Source organism: Bifidobacterium sp. ESL0763 (genome assembly GCF_029433395.1).
Taxonomy (GTDB): domain Bacteria; phylum Actinomycetota; class Actinomycetes; order Actinomycetales; family Bifidobacteriaceae; genus Bifidobacterium.
This window is the reverse complement of record NZ_JAQTHW010000002.1, coordinates 257,314-276,019: the sequence shown is the minus strand read 5'-3', so window position 1 is coordinate 276,019 and position 18,706 is coordinate 257,314. Positions and strand designations below refer to the sequence as shown.

Sequence of the window (18,706 nt, the reverse complement as noted above, 5' to 3'; positions counted from 1 at the left end):
GGCGAAGGGACTCAGTCCTCGGAGATCGAGCCGCCAGCGGCTTCGATCTTGCTGCGGGCCGACGCGGAGGCCTTCACGCCCTTGAGGGTGAAGGCGGCCTTGGCGTCGCCGTCGCCGAGCACCTTGACGGGGTAGCCCTCGCGGACCGCGCCCTTCTTGACCAGATCGGCCACGGTGATCTCTCCGCCCTTCGGGAAGAGCTCGGAGAGTGCGGAGACGTTGACGACCTGGAACTCCTTCTTGAAGGGGCTCTTGAAGCCGCGCAGCTTCGGCAGACGCATGTAAAGCGGCAGCTGGCCACCTTCGAAGCCGGGACGCACCTGGTAACGCTTCAGCGTACCCTTGGCGCCGCGACCCGCGGTCTTGCCCTTGGAGCCCTCACCACGGCCCACGCGGATGCGGCTCTTCTTGGAGCCCGGCGCGGGACGCAGATCGTGCATCTGCAAAATAGTGTTTTCCTTTTGTTCTGCCATTTCAGACCTCCTCGACCGTGACCAGGTTGCGGACGGCATTGACCAAGCCGCGGGTTTCCGGGGAATCCTTGCGAACAACCGACTGGCCGATCTTGTGCAGGCCAAGGGTGCGAACGGTGTCGCGCTGCTTGGGCTTGCGGTTGACCACACCATGGTGCAAAGTGATCTTCAAATCAGCCATCACTCACCATCCTTCGCTTGTTCCTGCTTCGCCTTGGCCTCTTCGCGGGCCTTGCGTGCCTCGGCGATGCCTTCGGCGCGCTGGCGGAGCAATGTATCGGGGGCGACTTCCTCGACCGTCAGTCCACGACGGGCCGCGATCTCCTCGGGCTCCTCGAGCTGCTTGAGTCCATCGACGGTGGCGCGAACCACGTTGACCGCGGTGGCGCTACCCATGGACTTGGTCAGGATGTCGGTGATGCCCGCGCATTCCATGACGGCGCGCACCGCACCACCGGCGATCACGCCGGTGCCGGGGGCCGCCGGGCGCATGAACACGGTGCCGGCCGCATCGTGACCGATGACGGTGTGAGGCACGGTGCCGCGAACGCGCGGAACGGTGAACATGTGCTTCTTGGCATCCAGCTGGCCCTTGGCGATCGCCGCCGGGACCTCGTGGGACTTGCCGTAGCCGACACCCACGGTGCCGTTGCCGTCGCCGACCACGACCAGCGCGGCGAAGCTCATGGAGCGGCCGCCCTTGCGGGTCTTGGAGACGCGGTTGATGGTCACCACGCGGTCGAGCAGCTCGTCGCCATGGTTGTCATCGTGACGGCCGCGACGGCCACCGCGACGTCCCTCGCCACGGCCGCCACGGCGAGAACCGCGACGATCGTCACGACGGGCATCGCCATGCTGGCCCTGCCTGGTGTCGTTGGACTTGGTGTTGGACGCCTGCGTGCTCTGATTCTCTTCAGCCACTTGGGTTTCCTTTTCGTTGTCGCTCACAGTGCAAGACCTCCCTTACGGGCGCCCTCAGCAACGGCTGCGACGCGACCATGATACTTGTTGCCGCCACGGTCGAAGACGACGGAGCTGACGCCCGCGTCCTTGGCCTTCTTGGCGATCAGCTCGCCGACCTTCTGGGCCGCTTCGGTCTTGGTGCCCTTGAACCCATCGAAATCATGCATGATGGTGGACTCGCTGGCCAGCGTGATGCCCTTGGTGTCGTCGACGATCTGCGCGACCATGTGACGGTTGGAGCGGGTGACCACCAGGCGCGGACGCTCGGCGGTACCTGCGATGTGCTTGCGAAGACGCGCGTGACGGCGCAGTCTTGCGACCTTCTTGCCCTTACCGAAAATCTTGACTGTCATCTTACTTACCAGCCTTTCCAGCCTTGCGCAGGATGTGCTCGTCGGAGTACTTGATGCCCTTGCCCTTGTAGGGTTCCGGCTTCCTCAGCTTGCGGATGTTGGCGGCGGCCTGGCCGACTGCCTGCTTGTCCGTGCCCTTGACGACAACCTGGTTGGCGTTCGGCAGCTCGAAGGTGATGCCTTCGGGCGGGTTGACGGTGATGGTGTGCGAATAGCCGAGCGAGAACTCGATGCCCTTGCCCTTCATCTGCGCACGGTAACCGGTGCCGACGATCTCGAGGGTCTTCGTGAAGCCCTCGTGCACGCCCTGGACCATGGAGGCCACGATGGAACGCGCGAGACCGTGGTAGGCGCTGGTCTGACGGTCGTCATTCGCCGCCTCGAAGAGGATCTGGTTGTCCTCGACCTTGGCGGTGATGCCCTCGGGAATCGTGTAGGAGTCGGAACCCTGGGCGCCCTTGACGCTGAATTCCTGCCCCTTGATGCTTACCTCTACTCCTGCCGGGATGGTGACAGGGAGCTTACCAATATGTGATGCCATGTTTCAGCTCTCCTTTCTCACCAAACGAAGGCGACGATCTCGCCACCGATGCCCCGGTCGAGGCATTCCTTCTGGGTCAACAAGCCTGAGCTCGTCGAGATGATGGCCACACCCATGCCACCGAGGGGCATGGGCAGTGCGTCCGACTTCGCGTAGCGACGCAGGCCGGGCTTGGAGATGCGCTTGATGCCCTGGATGGCGCGCTCGCCATTCTGGCCGTACTTCAGCGTGATCTCAAGGTCCTGGCCGACGCGGGCATCCTTGGCGGTGAAGTCGCTGATGTAGCCTTCACGCTTCAGGATCTCGGCGATCGCCGCCTTGAACTTGGAGTAAGGCATAGCAACGGTCTCATGCTTTGCCGCACTCGCATTACGCAGACGCGTGAGCATGTCTGCGATTGGATCTGTCATTGTCATGTGGGCTAACGCCCTTTCTCGCCGTGGTTTCCTCCCACCGGCCGCCGTTTCAGCGACGACCGGGGAGGGGACCTTCAGCGTCGATGTTTACCAACTGGACTTCGTAACTCCGGGCAGCTCGCCGCGGTGCGCCTTCTCGCGAAGGCAGATGCGGCACAGGCCGAACTTGCGATATACGGAGTGGGGACGGCCGCAAACCCGGCAGCGCGTATAGCCGCGCACCTTGAACTTTGGTTTGGCAGCTGCCTTGTTTCTCAAAGCGGTTTTTGCCATTTCAGTTCTCCTTGAAGGGGAAGCCAAGATGCTTGAGCAGAACCCGAGCCTCCTGGTCATCCTTGGTGCTGGTCACCACGGTGATGTCCATGCCGCGCTGGTGATCGATCGCATCGGGATCGATCTCGTGGAACATGGACTGCTCGGTGAGACCGAAGTTGTAATTGCCCTGGCCGTCGAACTGCTTGCCGCTGATGCCGCGGAAATCGCGGATGCGGGGCAGCGCGAGGGTGAGCAGCCTGTCGAGGAACTCCCACATGCGGTCGCCACGCAGGGTGACGTACGCGCCGATGGCCTGGCCCTCACGCAGATGGAACTGCGCGACGGACTTCTTGGCCTTGGTGATCTTCGGCTTCTGGCCGGTGATGGCCGTGAGGTCGCGGACGGCGCCCTCCATGAGCTTGGAGTCGCGAGCCGCGGCACCGACGCCCATCGAGACGACGACCTTCTGGACCTTGGCCACCTGCATCGGGTTGGAATACTTGAATTCCTTCTCGAGCTCGGGCACGATCTTGTCGATGTACTGCTGCTTCAGGCGCGGTGTTGCCGGCGCTTCAACTGCTGTATCGGTCATGCCAGCTCCTTTCCTGACTTCTTGGCGATGCGGGTGCGGACGGTCTTGACCTTGCCGTCATGGGCCTCGGTGGTGACCTTGACGCCGACGCGGGTCGGCTTCTTGGTCTCCGGGTCGATGACCATGACGTTGGAGCGGTGGATCGGCGCCTCGACGGAGACGATGCCGGACTCCTGGCCCTGCTGCGTGGCGCGGACGTGCTTCTTGACGATCTGCACGCCCTCGACGATCAGACGATCGTTGGGCAGCACGCGGGTCACTTTGCCTTCCTTGCCGCGGTCCTTGCCGCGGATGACCTTGACCTGGTCGCCGGTCTTGATCTTGGCTACCATCTCAGATCACCTCCGGGGCGAGGGACACGATCTTCATGAAGCGCTTGTCGCGCAGTTCACGACCGACCGGTCCAAAGATACGCGTGCCCTTCGGCTCATGACCAGAGCCGAGAATGACGGCGGCGTTCTCATCGAACTTGATGTAGGAGCCGTCGTTGCGGCGGTGCTCCTTGACTGTGCGGACGACGACGGCCTTGACCACGTCGCCCTTCTTGACCGACCCGCCAGGGATGGCATCCTTGACGGAGGCGACGATGACGTCGCCGATGCCGGCATAGCGTCGCTTCGATCCGCCGAGCACTCGGATGGCCAAGATCTCCTTGGCACCCGTGTTGTCGGCGACATGAAGCCGCGTTTCCTGCTGAATCATTGATTCTCCTTAGCCGCGCTGGTTCTCCCCTGCCACCCGCGAAGGTGAGCAGCGGAGCCTTGCCGAACTTGTTACTTGGCGCGCTCGATAATGGAGTCGAGACGCCAACGCTTGGTCTTGCTCAAGGGCCGAGTCTCCATGATACTCACGCGGTCGCCAATGTGGGCGTCGTTGTGCTCGTCATGGACCTTGACCTTGCGAGTGGAGCGGACGACCTTGCCGTAGAGCGGGTGGGTCGTGCGCAGCTCGAGCTCGACGGTGATGGTCTTGTCCATCGCGTCGGACACGACATAGCCGCTGCGGGTCTTGCGGAAGTTACGCTCTTGCTTCTCAGCCATGCTTACTTCTCCTCAGTCTTCTTGCCCGACTCAGGCTCCTGGCTGATGCCAAGCTCACGCTCGCGCAGGACGGTGTACATCCTGGCGACGTCGTGGCGCACGGCCTTGAGCCTGGCCGAGTTGTCGAGCTGGCCGGTGGCATTCTGGAAGCGCAGGTTGAACAGCTCTTCCTTGGACTTCTTGAGCAAGCCCTCGATGTCGGCATTGGTCTTCTCGTTGAGATTCTTGATGCTATAGTCTGCAGTTCCGACTGCCATCAGATGTCACCGCCTTCACGAGCGATAATACGGCACTTCATCGGCAGCTTGTCGATGGCGCGGCGAAGGGCTTCCCTCGCAGTCGTCTCATCGACACCGCCGATCTCGAACATCACGCGACCGGGATGCACGTTGGCAATCCACGATTCGGGGGTGCCCTTGCCGGAACCCATTCGGCTTCCGAGCGCGTGCTTGGTCAGGGGACGATCGGGGAAGATCGTGATCCACACACGACCGCCACGCTTGATGTAGCGGGTCATGGCGATACGAGCGGCCTCGATCTGGCGGTTGGTGATATAGGCAGGGGCCAGAGCCTGGATGCCATAGTCGCCGAACGCGATCTCGTTGCCGCCCTTGGACATGCCACGGCGCTTCGGCCGCTGCTGTTTACGGTACTTAGTCCTCTTTGGGATAAGCATATCTGCTCACTCCTTCGTTTCCGCCGCAGGCTGCGCGGGGGCTTCGGCCTTCGCCGGAGCCGCGGGCGCCTTGGCCTCGGGCTTGGAGCCACGGGGGCCGGAAGCGGGACGACCACCACGGCGCGGGCGGCGATCGCCACGACGGCCACGGTTGTTGCCCTGCTGGGCCTGCTGCTCATCGAACTCATGCTCGGTCATATCGCCCTTGTAGATCCAGACCTTCACGCCGATGCGGCCGTAGGTGGTCCTGGCCTCGAAGAAGCCATAATCGATCAAGGCACGAAGGGTCTGCAGCGGGACGCGACCCTCGCGATAGAACTCGGAACGGCTCATCTCAGCGCCTCCAAGGCGGCCGGAGAGCTTGATGCGGATGCCCTTGGCACCGGCGCGCATGGCGTCCTGCTGGGCCTTGCGCATGGCGCGACGGAACGTGACGCGGTTGGTCAGCTGTTCGGCGATGCTCTGGGCGACGAGCTGCGCGTCGAGCGCGGAGTTCTTCACCTCGAAGATGTTGAGCTGAACCTGCTTGCCCGTGATCTTCTCGAGCTTGGCGCGAACGCGCTCGGCCTCGGCTCCGCGGCGGCCGATGACAATGCCCGGACGGGCGGTGTGGATGTCCACACGCACGCGGTCGCGGGTACGCTCGATGACGATGCGGGAAACGCCCGCACGCTCGAGGTCCTTGTTCATGGCCTTGCGGATCTTGTCGTCCTCGAGGACGAAATCGCTGTAACGCTCGCCAACCTTGTTGGAGTCGGAGAACCACTTGGAACGGTGGTCTTCAGTGATGCCCAGGCGATAGCCAAGGGGATTGATCTTCTGACCCATCTTTAGCGGGCTCCTTCCTTGCTGGCGACAACGACCGTGATGTGGCTGGTGCGCTTGTTGATGCGGCCGGCCCGGCCCTGTGCACGGGCGCGGAAACGCTTGAGCGTCACACCCTCGTCCACAAAGGTCTCCTTGACATACAGGTCGTTCTCACGGAACGCCTCGCCGGCCTTGTCGGCCTTGACGCGCGCGTTCGCGGTGGCGCTCTTGAGGACCTTGAGCACAGGCTCGGAGGCATCCTGCGGAGCGAATTTCAGAATGGTGACGGCCTCGTCCACTTTCTTGCCACGGATGAGGTCGACCATGCGGCGAGCCTTGCGCGGCGTCACACGGACGTGACGTGCGATTGCTTTAGCTTCCATAATCTTTCTCTTCCTTTAGCGACGGGCTTTTTTGTCGTCATGAACGTGACCACGGAAGGTCTTCGTCGGAGCGAATTCGCCGAGCTTGTGGCCGACCATGGACTCGGTGACGAACACCGGGACATGCTTACGACCATCGTGCACCGCGAAGGTGTGACCGATGAAGTCAGGGGTGATCATGGAACGGCGCGACCACGTCTTGATGACGTTCTTCGTGCCCTTCTCGTTCTGTTCGTCGACTTTCTTCTGCAAATGGGCGTCGACGAAGGGGCCCTTCTTGATGCTACGTGACATCTGTTCGACGCTCCTTACTTGCGGTTCTTGCCATTGGGACGACGACGGACAATCATCTTGTTCGAAGCCTTCTTCGGATGACGAGTACGAACCTCGCCCTTGCCCCAAGGCGACACTGGCGGCTTGCCGCCGCGGGTGGTGCCACCATGCGGATGGTCCACAGGGTTCATCGACTCGCCACGGGTGATCGGGCGGCGACCCATCCAGCGGGCGCGACCGGCCTTGCCGAGCTGCACGTTGGCGTGGTCGGAGTTGCCGACCTCACCGACGGTGGCGCGGCAGCGCGCATCGACGTTGCGAATCTCGCCAGAGGGCATGCGCAGCTGGGCGTATGCGCCGTCCTTGGCGACGAGCTGGACGCCCGCGCCTGCGGAACGCGCGATCTTGGCGCCGCCCAGGGGGCGGAGCTCGATGGCGTGGACGATGGTACCGGTGGGGATATTGCGCAGCGGCAGATTGTTGCCGGGCTTGATATCGGCCTTCTCGCCGGTCTCGATCACGTCGCCCTGCTTGACACCCTCGGGGGCGATGATGTAGCGCTTCTCGCCGTCTGCATAGTGCAGCAGCGCGATGCGTGCGGAGCGGTTCGGATCGTATTCGATCTCAGCGACCTTGGCAGGCACGCCGTCCTTGTCCCAACGCTTGAAATCGATGAGACGGTACTGGCGCTTGTGGCCGCCGCCGCGATGGCGGGAGGTCACACGGCCGTAAGAGTTACGACCGCCAGTCTTGCTGAGCTTGCGTACCAGCGACTTCTCAGGCGTGGAGCGCGTGAGGTCGGAGAAATCCGACACGGACGCGTTACGACGGCCCGGAGTCGTCGGCTTATAAACGCGGATAGCCATAATGTAGTTCTTCCTTTGACTTTCTCGGCTAACCTTCAGTTACCGAAGATGTCGATCGTCTGGCCCTCTGCCAGGGTCACGATCGCGTGCTTCTCATTGACACGCTGACCGAAACCGGTGCGGGTGCGCTGACGCTTGCCTGCACGGTTGAGGGTGTTGACGTTCGTCACCTTGACTTTGAAGATCTCTTCAATAGCCTGCTTGATCTGCACCTTGTTTGCATCGGGCGCGACCACGAAGGTGTACTGGCCACGGTCACCTGCCGCGTAGCTCTTTTCGGAGACGACGGGCTTGATGATGACATCGTGGGCGGGGTTATGAATAGCGACCATTGGTTCAGGCCTCCTTAGGCTCAGTCTTCGCAGCGACGAAGGCATCGAAGCCATCCTTGCTGAAGACGACGTACTGAGCGGTCACCACATCGTAGGTGTTGAGCTGATCTGCGAAGAGCACATGCACCGTCGGGATGTTACGAACGGAGAGCCACTCGTTCACGTTGTCGCGAGAGAGCACGACGGTGGTGAACTGGTTGTTGCTCACGGGGGTGAGGGCGGCGATGGCGGCCTTGGTGGACGGGGTGTCCTTGATGCCAAAGTCGACGACCGCGACACGACCGGCGTTCGCGCGGTTGGAAAGCACATAGCGCAGGGCGCTGGCCTTCATCTTCTTGGGGGTGCGCTGGGCATAGCTGCGCGGAACCGGTCCGTGCACCACACCACCGTGGACCCAGTGGGGAGCGCGGGTCGAACCCTGGCGGGCGCGACCGGTGCCCTTCTGCTTCCAAGGCTTCTTGCCGCCGCCGGAGACCATGCCGCGGGTCTTGACAGCGTGGGTGCCCTGACGGGCGGCCGCGAGCTGCGCGATGACCACTTGGTGGATCAGCGGGACGTGCGCCTCGACGTCCTCGTTCGAGATACCGAAGATCTCGGCGGGAGCCTCGACGGACCCTGCGGACTTGCCCTTGGCGTCTGTGACATTGAGTGTTACGTTAGCCATGATTTATCAGGCTCCCTTCACAGCCGTGCGGAGCAGGACGATGCCACCCTTGGGCCCGGGAAGGGCACCCTTGATGGCGATGACGCCGTTCTCCACGTCGGAGGAGACGATCTCGAGGTTCTGCACCGTGGAGGTGACATGGCCCATACGGCCGGCCATGCGCTTGCCCTTCAGGATGCGGCTCGGAGTGGCGCACGCGCCGACCGAACCGGGACGACGCTCGTTCTTGTGAGAGCCGTGGGTACGACGATAGGACTTGAAGCCCCAGCGCTTGATGGTACCGGCGAAGCCCTTGCCCTTGGTCGTACCGGTGACGTCCACTTCGGAGCCGTCGGCGAAGAGCTCGGCGGTCAGTTCCTGACCGGGCTTGAACTCCTCGGCGTCCTCCGTGCGGACCTCGACCAAGTGACGACGCGGGGTGACGCCCGCCTTGGCGAAGTGACCGGCCATGGGCTTGGTCACCTTCGTCGGATCGATCTGGCCATAGCCGAGCTGGACGGCCTTATAGCCATCCGTCTCCTCGGTCTTGACGCACGTGACCACGTTGGTGGACACATCCACGAGCGTCACGGGGACGAAGAATCCGTTCTCGTCCCACACCTGCGACATACCGAGCTTGCGGCCCAGCAGAGCAGAGCGGTTTGCTTTCTGCAACGACATTGATTCTCCCCTCCCTACAGCTTGATCTCGATGTTGACATCCGCAGGCAAATCGATGTGCATCAGCGAATCCACGGCCTTGGGGGTCGGGTCCACGATGTCGATGAGGCGCTTATGGGTGCGCATCTCGAAATGCTCGCGAGAATCCTTGTATTTATGAGGAGAACGAATTACCACGAAAACGTTCTTCTCGGTAGGCAGAGGAACCGGGCCCACCACAGTGGCGCCCGCGTTCGTGACCGTCTCGACGATTTTCTTCGCCGATTGGTCGATGACCTCATGGTCATAGGACTTAAGCCTGATGCGGATTTTCTGTCCCGCCATTGCCGTCCGCCCTTTCTAGCGATTTGTTGACATTACCAACCCGTTTGAAGGACACCGGCGCGTACGACCCCCGGGAAATCCCGTGGCCAACCACATCAGTGTGCAACACTGCAATCCCCTTGTTTCCAAGGCGACTGGGTTGCACCCGCTCTTTTGAATAACAATTTGCGAGCCCAAAACAGGCAACTGTTCTATTAAACCATCGGGGGGCTACTAGGAAAATTCGGGCGTGTCGCTGGTATCGGCGGTGATTCCAGCGTTTCCCACACGCGCCCGGGTGGATGCCGACACCCACCCATCGCGTCGAAAAGCAGATAACTGACGGCGATTTTCTGCTTTTGAACGCAGGGAACGCGATCGATGCGTTGAAAAGCAGATAAATGACGGGGCTTTCCTGCTTTTGAACGCTAGGTAATCGACAAGCGCGTTCAAAAGCAGTATATGACGGCGCTTTTTCTGCTTTTGAACGCAGGGCGAACGTGGATGCGACGAAAAGCACGCGAAACCATGCTTATGGTCGCATCATCGAACCTTTGCCTGTGACTTCGGGCCGGGCAAGGCGGCCAGCGGGCGAACGCGAATACGAAAATCCCTCCGCGACCGATCGGCCGGGAGGGATTCGCAACAGTTGGAAAGCGAGATCAACGCTTCGAGAACTGCGGGGCGCGACGTGCCTTGTGCAGACCAGCCTTCTTGCGCTCCACGACGCGGGCGTCGCGGGTGAGGAAGCCAGCCTTCTTGAGCGTGGCGCGGTTGGCGTCGCGGTCGATGGCGTTCAGAGCGCGGGCCACGCCGAGGCGGATGGCGCCGGCCTGACCGGTGGTGCCGCCGCCGTTGACCAGGACGTTGATGTCGAACTTGTTCTCGAGCTTGAGCAGGACGATCGGGGAGTTGACCTCACGCTGCTGCAGACGCGAGGGGAAGAACTCCTCGAGGCTGTGGCCGTTGATGGTCCACTTGCCGGAACCCGGAGCCAGACGCACGCGGGCGACGGCTTCCTTGCGGCGGCCGGTGCCATAGCCCGGGGCGATCTGCGAGGTGCCGGTGCCAGCGCCGGAGTTGGTCTCGGTGCTGTACGAAGTCATTTCCTCTTCGGTCTCTTGAACCGCGGAGTTACCATTGTTGTTTTCAGCCATGATTCATTGTCTCCTTTCGGTTCACTTGCCCTGCTGCGAAATCTTGTCGACTTCGATGGGCTGGGGCTTCTGAGGGGTGTGCGGGTGATCGGGGCCAGCGAAGACATGGAGACGATCGAGCTCGACCCTGGACAGGCGGTTCTTCGGCATCATGCCCTTGACCGCGGTCGTGACGATGCGGGCAGGATTGGTCTTGAGCAGCTTGGCATAGCTGTCGGCGCGCAGGCCACCCGGGCGGCCGGAATGCGCGTAGAGGACCTTGTCCATCTTCTTGCCGGTCAGAGCGATCTTCTCGGCATTGATGATGATGACGTGGTCGCCGAGATCGGCGTTGGGCGCGAACGTCGGCTTGTTCTTGCCGCGCAGCAAAAGCGCGGCCCTGGTCGCAAGCTTGCCCAGCACCACGTCGGTGGCGTCGATGATGTACCAGTCGTGAGTCAGGTCAGCTGGCTTCGGTGTGAAAGTTTTCACGAGTGTACCTTTTCCTTATATTGTGTTCCCGGCCAAATCGGCAAAACCTTGCGATGATGCCTCTCCGACCGCTTTATCCGTGGGCTCCCTGAAAGTCCTAGTGCGAGTGGGAAAGCGCTTAGAAGGACCCCGTAGGGAAACACAACAACTCACCATTGTACCGAATGCCCCGACCAACCGCAACACGACGGTTCAGCGACGCATGGTGAGGCGACGGCGGCGGGCGCCGAAGACGACGGCGACCGTGCCGGCGAGGAGCGCGGGGAGCAGGATGCGGCGCCACCACACGGCCGGGGCCTCGCCGCCGGTCATGGGCAATGAGGCGACCATGGGCATGGTGGTGTCGAACGTCACCGCGGTTGAGACGTTGGGTTCCCCGCCGCCCACCAGCGTCGGCTCGTCCGCAGATGGGGCGTCTTTGGCCGTCATGTGGGAGTCGCCTTTGAGCTTGACACCGCTGGGCACCTGCAAGGTGAACGTGCCATCGCCGGAGCCTGCGGACGGGCAGGTGGCGCCGACGATGCTGGCCGTTCCGGAATCGCAGGTCAGTGTGGTGGTTGCCGGCGACGAGCCTGCGGGCCAGGCCACGGTCACCGAGAACTTGGTTTCCTTGGCGCGGTTGGGCTGCTTGGAGGCGTCGCCGGAACTCCACACGCTGCCCGATACCGTGCGCGCACGCTTGTTGAACGTCGCTCCCGTGACCGCCGGCGCGACCAGATCGGCCCGCTTGCCCGCGGAGAACGCGTAATCCGAATTGCTGTCCGAGGCCGTCACCAACCGCGCGCGGAACACATACGACATGCCCTGGCCCACATCGTCGGCATCGGACAGCGTGGATATCGGGAATGTGGCCGACCAGTTGCAGGCGGTTGCGGAACACGACGCCGTATCCAGAGTGACGTCGTTGGCCGCGGCGGGCGTGCCGACGCTCGGATTCGTCGAGCCGGGATCGCCCTTGGGCATCAGCGCGACCTCGATCTTGTCGCCGGACTGCACCGCCCGGACTCCGCCACCCTGCGGAACCGCGCCGGAGACCTTCACCTTGCCGGCCTCTCCCCCGTTCATCCACGGGAACAGCAGATCGTTGGAAACGGTGGGCGTGGGCAGCCACACGCCATACAACGTCACATCATCGGTCGGCGTGTAGGAGCTACCAAGCGCATAGTCGGGAGAGGTTGCGTTGGCGGTCTTGCTCCAGCCCACCAGCCTGTAGCCCGCGCGAGTGAACCCGGCTCCGGAGGCCAGAGTCACACCGGGGTTATCGGGCCAGCCGCCCTTGAGCGTATCGGCTGTTCCTGCTCCCCCGTTGGCATTGAAGGAGACAGCATAGGGACGGCCGCGCCAAACAGAAAAAGACGTGGCAACAATTCCTGTGTTGTACGGATAAAAGGGACTAGCTGACGTATTTCCCGGAGTGTCTTCAACATAGTAAGGAACGTTGGACCAACTGGCGTCACTTGGCCCGGCATTAACATCAGTGGTAAATGCAGTTGTCGGAATGTTCCTTACATTTGCCGGGAGCTTCAAGAAACGTAACTTTGACCCAAGACCCCAAAAACATCCATCAAAGTACGTGACGTTCGACATATCCCAACGCGACAAATCCAATGATGAGATGTTGCATCCATAGAACATATTGCCCACGTTTGTAAGTCTGTTGGAGACATTCCAATTGTCCATCCCCTCAACCTTGGTCAGTTGCGAGTCACCCATGAACAACCAGCAAAACGATTCAACGTCGCTAACATCGAGGCCCCGGACATCTGCGGATCGCAATGAAGGGTTGTGGGCCATATTGAACATTCCAATCATGGAAGTGCCGACTTTCACATTCCCTGTTTCCACGCGAGTAACCGTAGTATTATTCCATGGAATTTCCCTTAAATCATCCGCTCCCTGTATTCCATAATTCGGTACCGTTCCGCTCTCGAGTTCGAGCACACAATCGTTGCCGTCCCCACTAAGGTGGACATTCCAATACACCGTTCCGCCTGTGCCCGTCCATGGCGTATGAGCTGGGACTGTGTTGCACGTGACACCTTGTGGCGAAACCTCGGTCTTGGTTTGTGGCTGCTTGGATTGAAATCCTACCTGCGCGGAATTGTTCGGAACCGGGGAATCAGGCTGTTTGGCAAGCCCCCCGCTTGAATTGCCATCGGCGGGAGATGCTGAACCAGAGTCGGGCGAAGCGAAGGCGGCGGGCGCGCTGGGAGTTTCGACGGCGAACGCGGCGGGCTGGGCGATGCCGAACGATACGGCCAAGGCGACGAATCCCGTCAGCAGACTGCCAACCGTCCTGCGCATATCCATGACGACTCCCCTTTGCATACATCGCGACCACAGCGCCAAACGACTCTGCCGGCTGTGATCGACCGATACGACACCGCACACTTGCATTTCAAATATACACAGTGGTTGTCACATTCTGCGTTAAATCTTCGAATCATAACACAAAAGGCAACATACGATGTAGCAAGCCGACGAAGAAAAGCCGACCAATCACCACACGAGAGCTCAACACCATCGGATCATCGCGGATGCGGGCACATGACGAATGACCGCCAGCCCGAATCACGCCTCCGTCCGGGTTTTCCTGCCTTCACCTTGCCGTTCCCGCCTCTAAAAGACCATTCCTGCACGTTTTAGTACATTTTTGGCCATGAAAATGTACGTTTTCGGGCAGGAAAGGACGATTTGAGGCAGGAGGAAACGCGAACGACTCAGGACTGACGACTTCAGGAGCAGAGACTCAGGAAGTCTTGGCTCAGGACTGGCAACTCTGGACTGGTGGCTCTGGGCTGACGACCCAAGACCGACAACTCAGGATCGATGACTCAGAGCGAACGACTCAGGACTGGCGGCTCTGGGCGGCGTGCTGCACGTCGGTGGAGGCGTCGCCGGCAAGTCTGGCGAGCGTGTCCGGCCCGCAGTTGGGGTTGAGCGCAACGGCGCGGCGTACCATCGCCGAGAGGATCGCGGGGGCCTCGGGCTCGAGCTCGACGCCGAGCTTGGCGAGGAAATCGAGCGTGGCGGCGGTGGTCTCGAGGTTCTCGGCCCCCTCCAGACGCATCTTCCACGAGGTCTGCGGGTTGCGCAGCGCGGCCTCGCGGACCTTGCCCACCTTGTCTTTGGTGAGCCGGCCGACCAGCCAGTTCTTGTCGTCGGCGTTGGCGGCCACGGCTTCGCGCACGCTGTCCTCGGGGTCTTCGGAAAGCTTGACCAGGATGTTCGGGAAGGGCATAGTCTTGGCCAGGAAAATGCGGTCCTCGATCGGGGTGTGACTGTTGCCGGCCACCGCCTCGAGCAGTGCCGTGGCGCGGGAGAAGGCGGACTGGTCGGCCTTCGGTGGCAGCGGTTTGCGGGCGGCGGCGCTCAGCTCGGCGGCATCGGCTGTGTGGCGCAGCTCCTCGTATGTGTTGGTCAGCGGCTCGAAGTCGTCGTCGGCGTCGTCACCATCATGGGCGTCTGCGACGCTGCCGGCGGCCTCATCGCCGGCTTTGGCGGCACCGGTGCCATCGGACGCATCTGCAGTGGAGGTACCAGCGCCATCTGTTGTGCCGGCATCGGCAGTCTTGGCGTCGGTGGCGTCATTGGCCTCGGACTGCGTATTCGCCTGCGCATCGTCCCGCTGCGGGTCAGATTGCGCGACAGCCTCGCCCTGCTCGCCGTTCGTCTCTTGCTGGTCCATTTCGCTCATGCGCCCAGCTTAGCCCAGCCCGCCCGACCGGCACCCCTTGCCGAGTCGACGGCAACCAGACCGCTCGGCAAGGTGGCTGACGCCTCGCAGGTGGCCATCGTATGGTCCGATGACAGGGATGCGCGAACCTCACTACGAGGAAACGCACTCGGTTCACGTATGGCGATCCAACCGTTGGAGAAACAAGCCACACGGCAATCCGCGAGCCATCAGACTGCTGTCTCATGAATTGACGTAAGACCATTGAAGACGTGCATCGCCATAGCCGACGGATCGAACGAGCTGAAGCCGACTTGTACGGCGGTATAGGGCTCAGAGAGCTGTCAGCCTGGCGCGGGCGTTGAATGTCTCGCGGACACGGGCGGCGAAATCGTCGGCGTTCGCGCTCGGCACAGCGAGCTCCATGCGGATGCGGTCGGTGAACTCGCGGCCGGTCTCCTCGCCGCCCACACCGGCCAGCAGCTGCTCGAAACGGTCGAACCACGGATATTCCAGCACCACCCGGTAGCGTGTCATCGGCACGATGCGACGTTTGCCGGCGGCCTTCACCGCCATCGACGCACCCGTGGCGTAGGCCCGGATCAGCCCACCCGAACCGAGGAGGATGCCGCCAAAATAACGCGTGACCGTCACCACGCAGTCGGTGAGCTTGTTGACGCGGATGACGTCGAGGATCGGCTTGCCCGCGGTGCCGGAGGGCTCGCCGTCGTCGCTCATCCGCTCCTTGGCCGCACCCTGGGCAGCTCCGACGATCGAGGCGTAGGCGACGTGGCGGGCCTTGGGATGCCGCTCGCGGATGGCATCGACGAACGCGAGCGCCTCGTCGAGGGTGTCCACATGGCAGACATCGCCGATGAATTCGGATTTCTTCTCGACGAACGAGTCGTGCGCCGGGCGCTCGGAAGTGTCGACGACCGTCGAAAACCCGTCAATCGTCTTGGGTTGTCTGGAAATCCCAGTCATCGCACCTCCCTTGTCTAGAATGGCTCCATCTGGGTCCGGTGTCAGGCCCGATATTGTGGACAGATCCATGACCCACTCTAGCGGACGACGTCCATGATCCAGAAGCCGAAAAGCGGACCTGACGGCGAAAAGCGCGAAAAGAGGATACACTGGCTCTTTAAGGAGACAAAGGGACAAAGACGTACCTTTGGCTCCCCTTCCATCGACAAAGGTACGTCCGACACACAGATATAGCACCATTGACCGATGCCGGCCACGAGGCGTGTCATTCAAGCCGGCACGTCATCTAGCCAGACATGTTGTTTAGTCAGGCGTGTTGCCCAACCAGGCATGCCATTCAGCTAGGCGTGTCACCCACCCCAGGCATGTCACCATCCGGCGGATTGTTGAAGCGGCGCGGAACGCGACCTATCATGACGCCATGGAAATCATCACCCCGCGCCTGACGCTGCGCCACTGGAAAAGGAACGACCCGGACGAGGCCGCCTCGCTGTTCGAATACGCCCGCGACCCCGACATCGGGCCGCGCTGCGGGTGGACGCCGCACCGCGACGCCGCCGAAAGCATGGACACGCTCAACCATGTGTTCACCGGAGACGAGAACTATGCCATCACCTTGCGCGGTGCCGGGTGCGGCAAGGACGACGGCGATAACGCGACCAGTGGCGAAGACGAGCATGTCGGCGGGAATGACGGCGACAGTGACAGCGCAGGAGACGACAATCGCACCGGCAACGGCACCGAAACGTCGGGAGCCGGCGACGAGATGACGGCGGCCACGCCCGGCAAGCCCATCGGCGCCATCGAGCTGAAAAAGACCGGGCCGGACGACCACGTCGGCGCGTTCGTGCGCGAGGCCATCGACGGGCACCGGCTTTTCGAAGGCATGGATACAGACGAGCTGGAGCGGGCGCTGGCCCACTACGACGGCGACCGCGTGCTGGGCTACTGGATCGGACGGCCGTTCTGGGGCCACGGGCTGATGAGCGAGGCGCTGGAGGCGATGATCCGGCACGCCTTCGCGGACCTCGGCGCCAACGCGGTGTGGGGCGGGCACTACGTGGAGAATCCGGCCTCCGGCAAGGTGATGGAGCACTGCGGCATGCGGGCCGTCTGCCGCAAGGACGGCGACTACTTCCCGCTGATCGGCGAGCGGCACGACGCCATCATCCGGGTGGTCACCCGGGAACAGTGGGAACGGCGCGAACAGCGGGGATGAAGCCATGACAATCAGGCGACCTTGGGAAGCTGGGAGCCATAAGGGTTATGGTACGGGCCGGGAAACTCCGTTTGCGACCGAGGTCGACCTGGACCCGAAGACACCGATGTCAGCTGACGTCGAAACCACGGAGCGATGAGATATCCGAGCTGCGGCAGACAACCCGTGAGTACGTCATGAGTCCGCGCCTTCGCCATTCGCCGCAATCCCCAATGATCGGCGACGGACCTGACTGACTCGCGAAAACATCCGAAACGCAAGTCGGGAGTAAGCTTGAGCCTACTCCCGACCGCATCTTGATTTATACCTCTAAAGCGGAGCCGGAGGGATTCGAACCCTCGAACCGCTTGCGCGGTTAACACCTTAGCAGGGTGCCCCTATCGGCCACTCAGGCACAGCTCCACATCGCGACGCTATGCGAACGCAACGTTTCAATACTTTAGCATCATCAGCGGACGCATGCCAGCGAATGGCGGCGTTCATTCGGTCTCAGCGTGTCGCATGTCGCCGGAGAAGGTGACGATGACGGCCGCGATCACCATGGCGACGCCCGCCAGCTCGCCCCACGTCGGTACCTCGCCGATGAGCAGGCCGACCAGCACGGCCATGACGGGATTGACCGACTGGATGACCGAGAAACGTGCCGAGGAGGCGCGGCGCATGATGAACTGGTCGATCAGATAGGGCAGGAACGAAGCGAAGAACGCGACGACGAACAGCACCGCCAGCAGCTTCCACGAGCCGAACGGGCCGCGGGCCCACGTCGCGCCGGGCTTGGGGCTGGCCACGCCGCGCACGGCGGGGACGGCGAGGAACAGGGATTGCAGCAGCCACGCGATGCCCAGGCCTAGGCTCAGCGAGTCGAGCGGGTTGGCGCGCTGCGCGACCTGGCGGCCCGAGACGATATAGAGCCCCCACATCACCCCGTCGATCAGGATGGCGACGAGGCCGACCAGGAACCGCGCCTGCTTGGCGGGGTTCGCCAGCGAGATGCCCGCGAGCAGCACCACACCGCAGGCCGCCAGCAGGATGCCGACCCGCTCGCGCCAGCCATGGCCGGTGAGCACGGCGACGGCCAGCGGGCCGATGAACTCGATGGAGACGGCGATGCCCATGTCCATGTTGCTGATGGCCAGATAGAACATGGTGTTCATCAGCATCACCGACACGCCCGCGGTGACCACGATGCCCCAGTCGCGGCGGGTCCTGGGCAGCCCCTTGCGTTTGGCGCGCGAGAGCGGGCGGCGCCAGGCGAAAAGCAGGATGGCGACGAAACCGACACGGTACCAGGCGGCCAGCAACGGGTCGAGCTGGGTGAAGGCGAGCTTGGCGATTGAGGTGGCGAGATAGATCATCAGCCCCTCGACCATCACGATGGCGACCACCGGCAGGCGATTGAGCACGACATCGGCGCCATTGCGCACCACGTTGACCGGAGATGACCTCATGACGCCCACGCTACACCAAACCAGACAATGACACGACGGATTATCTAATGCCGGAACGCGCCACCTGCTTCCGTCCGTTTTACTTCTGTTTTACTTCTGTTTTACTTCCGTTCTACGTCGGCTTTCCGCTTGTTCCCTAGCCGTCCCCTACCTTG

The 18,706-nt window shown here is 62.2% G+C and carries 28 protein-coding genes and 1 tRNA gene; 1 reads left to right on the top strand and 28 read right to left on the bottom strand.

All coding sequences use genetic code 11. From position 1 onward, the window contains the following. Positions 1–11 precede the first annotated feature (11 nt). The 26 genes from rplO to PT282_RS01905 form a co-directional block, all read right to left on the bottom strand. Positions 12–473 (bottom strand): 50S ribosomal protein L15, encoded by a 462-nt coding sequence (gene rplO, locus PT282_RS02030; RefSeq protein WP_277167925.1) that lies wholly within the window; start codon positions 471–473, stop codon positions 12–14. A gap of 1 nt (position 474) precedes the next feature. Then, positions 475–654 (bottom strand): 50S ribosomal protein L30, encoded by a 180-nt coding sequence (rpmD, locus tag PT282_RS02025; RefSeq protein ID WP_277167924.1) that lies wholly within the window; start codon positions 652–654, stop codon positions 475–477. After that, entirely contained in the window at positions 654–1,421 is a 768-nt protein-coding gene (gene rpsE / locus PT282_RS02020) for a 30S ribosomal protein S5 (protein WP_277167923.1), read from the bottom strand. The genes rpmD and rpsE overlap by 1 nt, the downstream gene beginning before the upstream one ends. After that, entirely contained in the window at positions 1,418–1,789 is a 372-nt protein-coding gene (gene rplR / locus PT282_RS02015) for a 50S ribosomal protein L18 (RefSeq protein ID WP_277167922.1), read from the bottom strand. The genes rpsE and rplR overlap by 4 nt, the downstream gene beginning before the upstream one ends. Position 1,790: 1 nt before the next feature. Beyond that, entirely contained in the window at positions 1,791–2,330 is a 540-nt protein-coding gene (gene rplF / locus PT282_RS02010) for a 50S ribosomal protein L6 (protein WP_277167921.1), read from the bottom strand. A 17-nt stretch (positions 2,331–2,347) separates the two neighbouring features. After that, a complete protein-coding gene (gene rpsH, locus PT282_RS02005; protein ID WP_277167920.1) occupies positions 2,348–2,746 on the bottom strand; it encodes a 30S ribosomal protein S8 in 399 nt (132 codons plus the stop codon). An 87-nt stretch (positions 2,747–2,833) separates the two neighbouring features. Beyond that, positions 2,834–3,019 carry a type Z 30S ribosomal protein S14 gene (locus tag PT282_RS02000; protein ID WP_277167919.1) on the bottom strand — a complete coding sequence of 62 codons (186 nt, stop codon included), beginning with the start codon at positions 3,017–3,019 and terminating at the stop codon, positions 2,834–2,836. Between the two features lies 1 nt (position 3,020). Continuing rightward, positions 3,021–3,593, bottom strand: coding sequence for a 50S ribosomal protein L5 (gene rplE / locus PT282_RS01995; protein WP_277167918.1), 573 nt, complete (start codon positions 3,591–3,593; stop codon positions 3,021–3,023). Further along, a complete protein-coding gene (rplX, locus tag PT282_RS01990) occupies positions 3,590–3,925 on the bottom strand; it encodes a 50S ribosomal protein L24 (RefSeq protein ID WP_277167917.1) in 336 nt (111 codons plus the stop codon). Before rplX ends, rplE begins: the two co-directional genes overlap by 4 nt. 1 nt (position 3,926) lies before the next feature. Then, positions 3,927–4,295 carry a 50S ribosomal protein L14 gene (rplN, locus tag PT282_RS01985; RefSeq protein ID WP_277167916.1) on the bottom strand — a complete coding sequence of 123 codons (369 nt, stop codon included), beginning with the start codon at positions 4,293–4,295 and terminating at the stop codon, positions 3,927–3,929. 71 nt (positions 4,296–4,366) lie between these two features. Beyond that, the gene (gene rpsQ / locus PT282_RS01980; protein WP_277167915.1) at positions 4,367–4,633 is read right to left on the bottom strand and encodes a 30S ribosomal protein S17; all 267 of its coding nucleotides are present in this window, start codon (positions 4,631–4,633) and stop codon (positions 4,367–4,369) included. Positions 4,634–4,635: 2 nt separating this feature from the next. Further along, entirely contained in the window at positions 4,636–4,890 is a 255-nt protein-coding gene (rpmC, locus tag PT282_RS01975) for a 50S ribosomal protein L29 (protein ID WP_277167914.1), read from the bottom strand. Beyond that, positions 4,890–5,309: a 50S ribosomal protein L16 gene (gene rplP / locus PT282_RS01970; RefSeq protein WP_277167913.1), complete on the bottom strand. Its 420-nt coding sequence runs from the start codon at positions 5,307–5,309 to the stop codon at positions 4,890–4,892. The genes rpmC and rplP overlap by 1 nt, the downstream gene beginning before the upstream one ends. 6 nt (positions 5,310–5,315) lie before the next feature. Then, the gene (gene rpsC / locus PT282_RS01965) at positions 5,316–6,137 is read right to left on the bottom strand and encodes a 30S ribosomal protein S3 (protein WP_277167912.1); all 822 of its coding nucleotides are present in this window, start codon (positions 6,135–6,137) and stop codon (positions 5,316–5,318) included. 2 nt (positions 6,138–6,139) lie between these two features. Next, on the bottom strand, positions 6,140–6,499 hold the full coding sequence (gene rplV / locus PT282_RS01960; protein WP_277167911.1) for a 50S ribosomal protein L22: 360 nt from the start codon (positions 6,497–6,499) through the stop codon (positions 6,140–6,142). Between the two features lie 15 nt (positions 6,500–6,514). Beyond that, the gene (gene rpsS / locus PT282_RS01955; RefSeq protein WP_091847714.1) at positions 6,515–6,793 is read right to left on the bottom strand and encodes a 30S ribosomal protein S19; all 279 of its coding nucleotides are present in this window, start codon (positions 6,791–6,793) and stop codon (positions 6,515–6,517) included. Between the two features lie 14 nt (positions 6,794–6,807). Then, entirely contained in the window at positions 6,808–7,638 is an 831-nt protein-coding gene (gene rplB, locus PT282_RS01950; protein ID WP_277167910.1) for a 50S ribosomal protein L2, read from the bottom strand. 35 nt (positions 7,639–7,673) lie between these two features. Then, on the bottom strand, positions 7,674–7,970 hold the full coding sequence (gene rplW / locus PT282_RS01945) for a 50S ribosomal protein L23 (RefSeq protein ID WP_277167909.1): 297 nt from the start codon (positions 7,968–7,970) through the stop codon (positions 7,674–7,676). Between the two features lie 4 nt (positions 7,971–7,974). After that, positions 7,975–8,634, bottom strand: a complete 660-nt coding sequence (gene rplD / locus PT282_RS01940; RefSeq protein WP_277167908.1) for a 50S ribosomal protein L4 — start codon at positions 8,632–8,634, stop codon at positions 7,975–7,977. Between the two features lie 6 nt (positions 8,635–8,640). Then, positions 8,641–9,294: a 50S ribosomal protein L3 gene (rplC, locus tag PT282_RS01935; RefSeq protein ID WP_277167907.1), complete on the bottom strand. Its 654-nt coding sequence runs from the start codon at positions 9,292–9,294 to the stop codon at positions 8,641–8,643. Positions 9,295–9,308: 14 nt separating this feature from the next. Beyond that, the gene (gene rpsJ / locus PT282_RS01930) at positions 9,309–9,617 is read right to left on the bottom strand and encodes a 30S ribosomal protein S10 (protein ID WP_003808013.1); all 309 of its coding nucleotides are present in this window, start codon (positions 9,615–9,617) and stop codon (positions 9,309–9,311) included. A 641-nt stretch (positions 9,618–10,258) separates the two neighbouring features. Beyond that, on the bottom strand, positions 10,259–10,753 hold the full coding sequence (gene rpsI / locus PT282_RS01925) for a 30S ribosomal protein S9 (protein ID WP_277167906.1): 495 nt from the start codon (positions 10,751–10,753) through the stop codon (positions 10,259–10,261). 21 nt (positions 10,754–10,774) lie between these two features. After that, positions 10,775–11,224 (bottom strand): 50S ribosomal protein L13, encoded by a 450-nt coding sequence (gene rplM, locus PT282_RS01920; RefSeq protein ID WP_277167905.1) that lies wholly within the window; start codon positions 11,222–11,224, stop codon positions 10,775–10,777. 192 nt (positions 11,225–11,416) lie between these two features. Next, a complete protein-coding gene (locus PT282_RS01915; protein WP_374114158.1) occupies positions 11,417–13,036 on the bottom strand; it encodes an InlB B-repeat-containing protein in 1,620 nt (539 codons plus the stop codon). A gap of 1,036 nt (positions 13,037–14,072) precedes the next feature. Then, positions 14,073–14,912 (bottom strand): AbrB family transcriptional regulator, encoded by an 840-nt coding sequence (locus PT282_RS01910; RefSeq protein WP_374114157.1) that lies wholly within the window; start codon positions 14,910–14,912, stop codon positions 14,073–14,075. Positions 14,913–15,233: 321 nt separating this feature from the next. Beyond that, positions 15,234–15,884, bottom strand: coding sequence for a YigZ family protein (locus PT282_RS01905; RefSeq protein ID WP_277167903.1), 651 nt, complete (start codon positions 15,882–15,884; stop codon positions 15,234–15,236). A gap of 421 nt (positions 15,885–16,305) precedes the next feature. Between PT282_RS01905 and PT282_RS01900 the strand changes: the two genes are divergently transcribed. Further along, positions 16,306–17,103: a GNAT family N-acetyltransferase gene (locus PT282_RS01900; protein ID WP_277167902.1), complete on the top strand. Its 798-nt coding sequence runs from the start codon at positions 16,306–16,308 to the stop codon at positions 17,101–17,103. A 315-nt stretch (positions 17,104–17,418) separates the two neighbouring features. Here the strand turns inward: PT282_RS01900 and PT282_RS01895 are convergent. Next, positions 17,419–17,505, bottom strand: a tRNA-Ser gene (locus PT282_RS01895). A gap of 77 nt (positions 17,506–17,582) precedes the next feature. Further along, positions 17,583–18,551 carry a DMT family transporter gene (locus PT282_RS01890; RefSeq protein ID WP_277167901.1) on the bottom strand — a complete coding sequence of 323 codons (969 nt, stop codon included), beginning with the start codon at positions 18,549–18,551 and terminating at the stop codon, positions 17,583–17,585. Between the last annotated feature and the right edge of the window lie 155 nt (positions 18,552–18,706).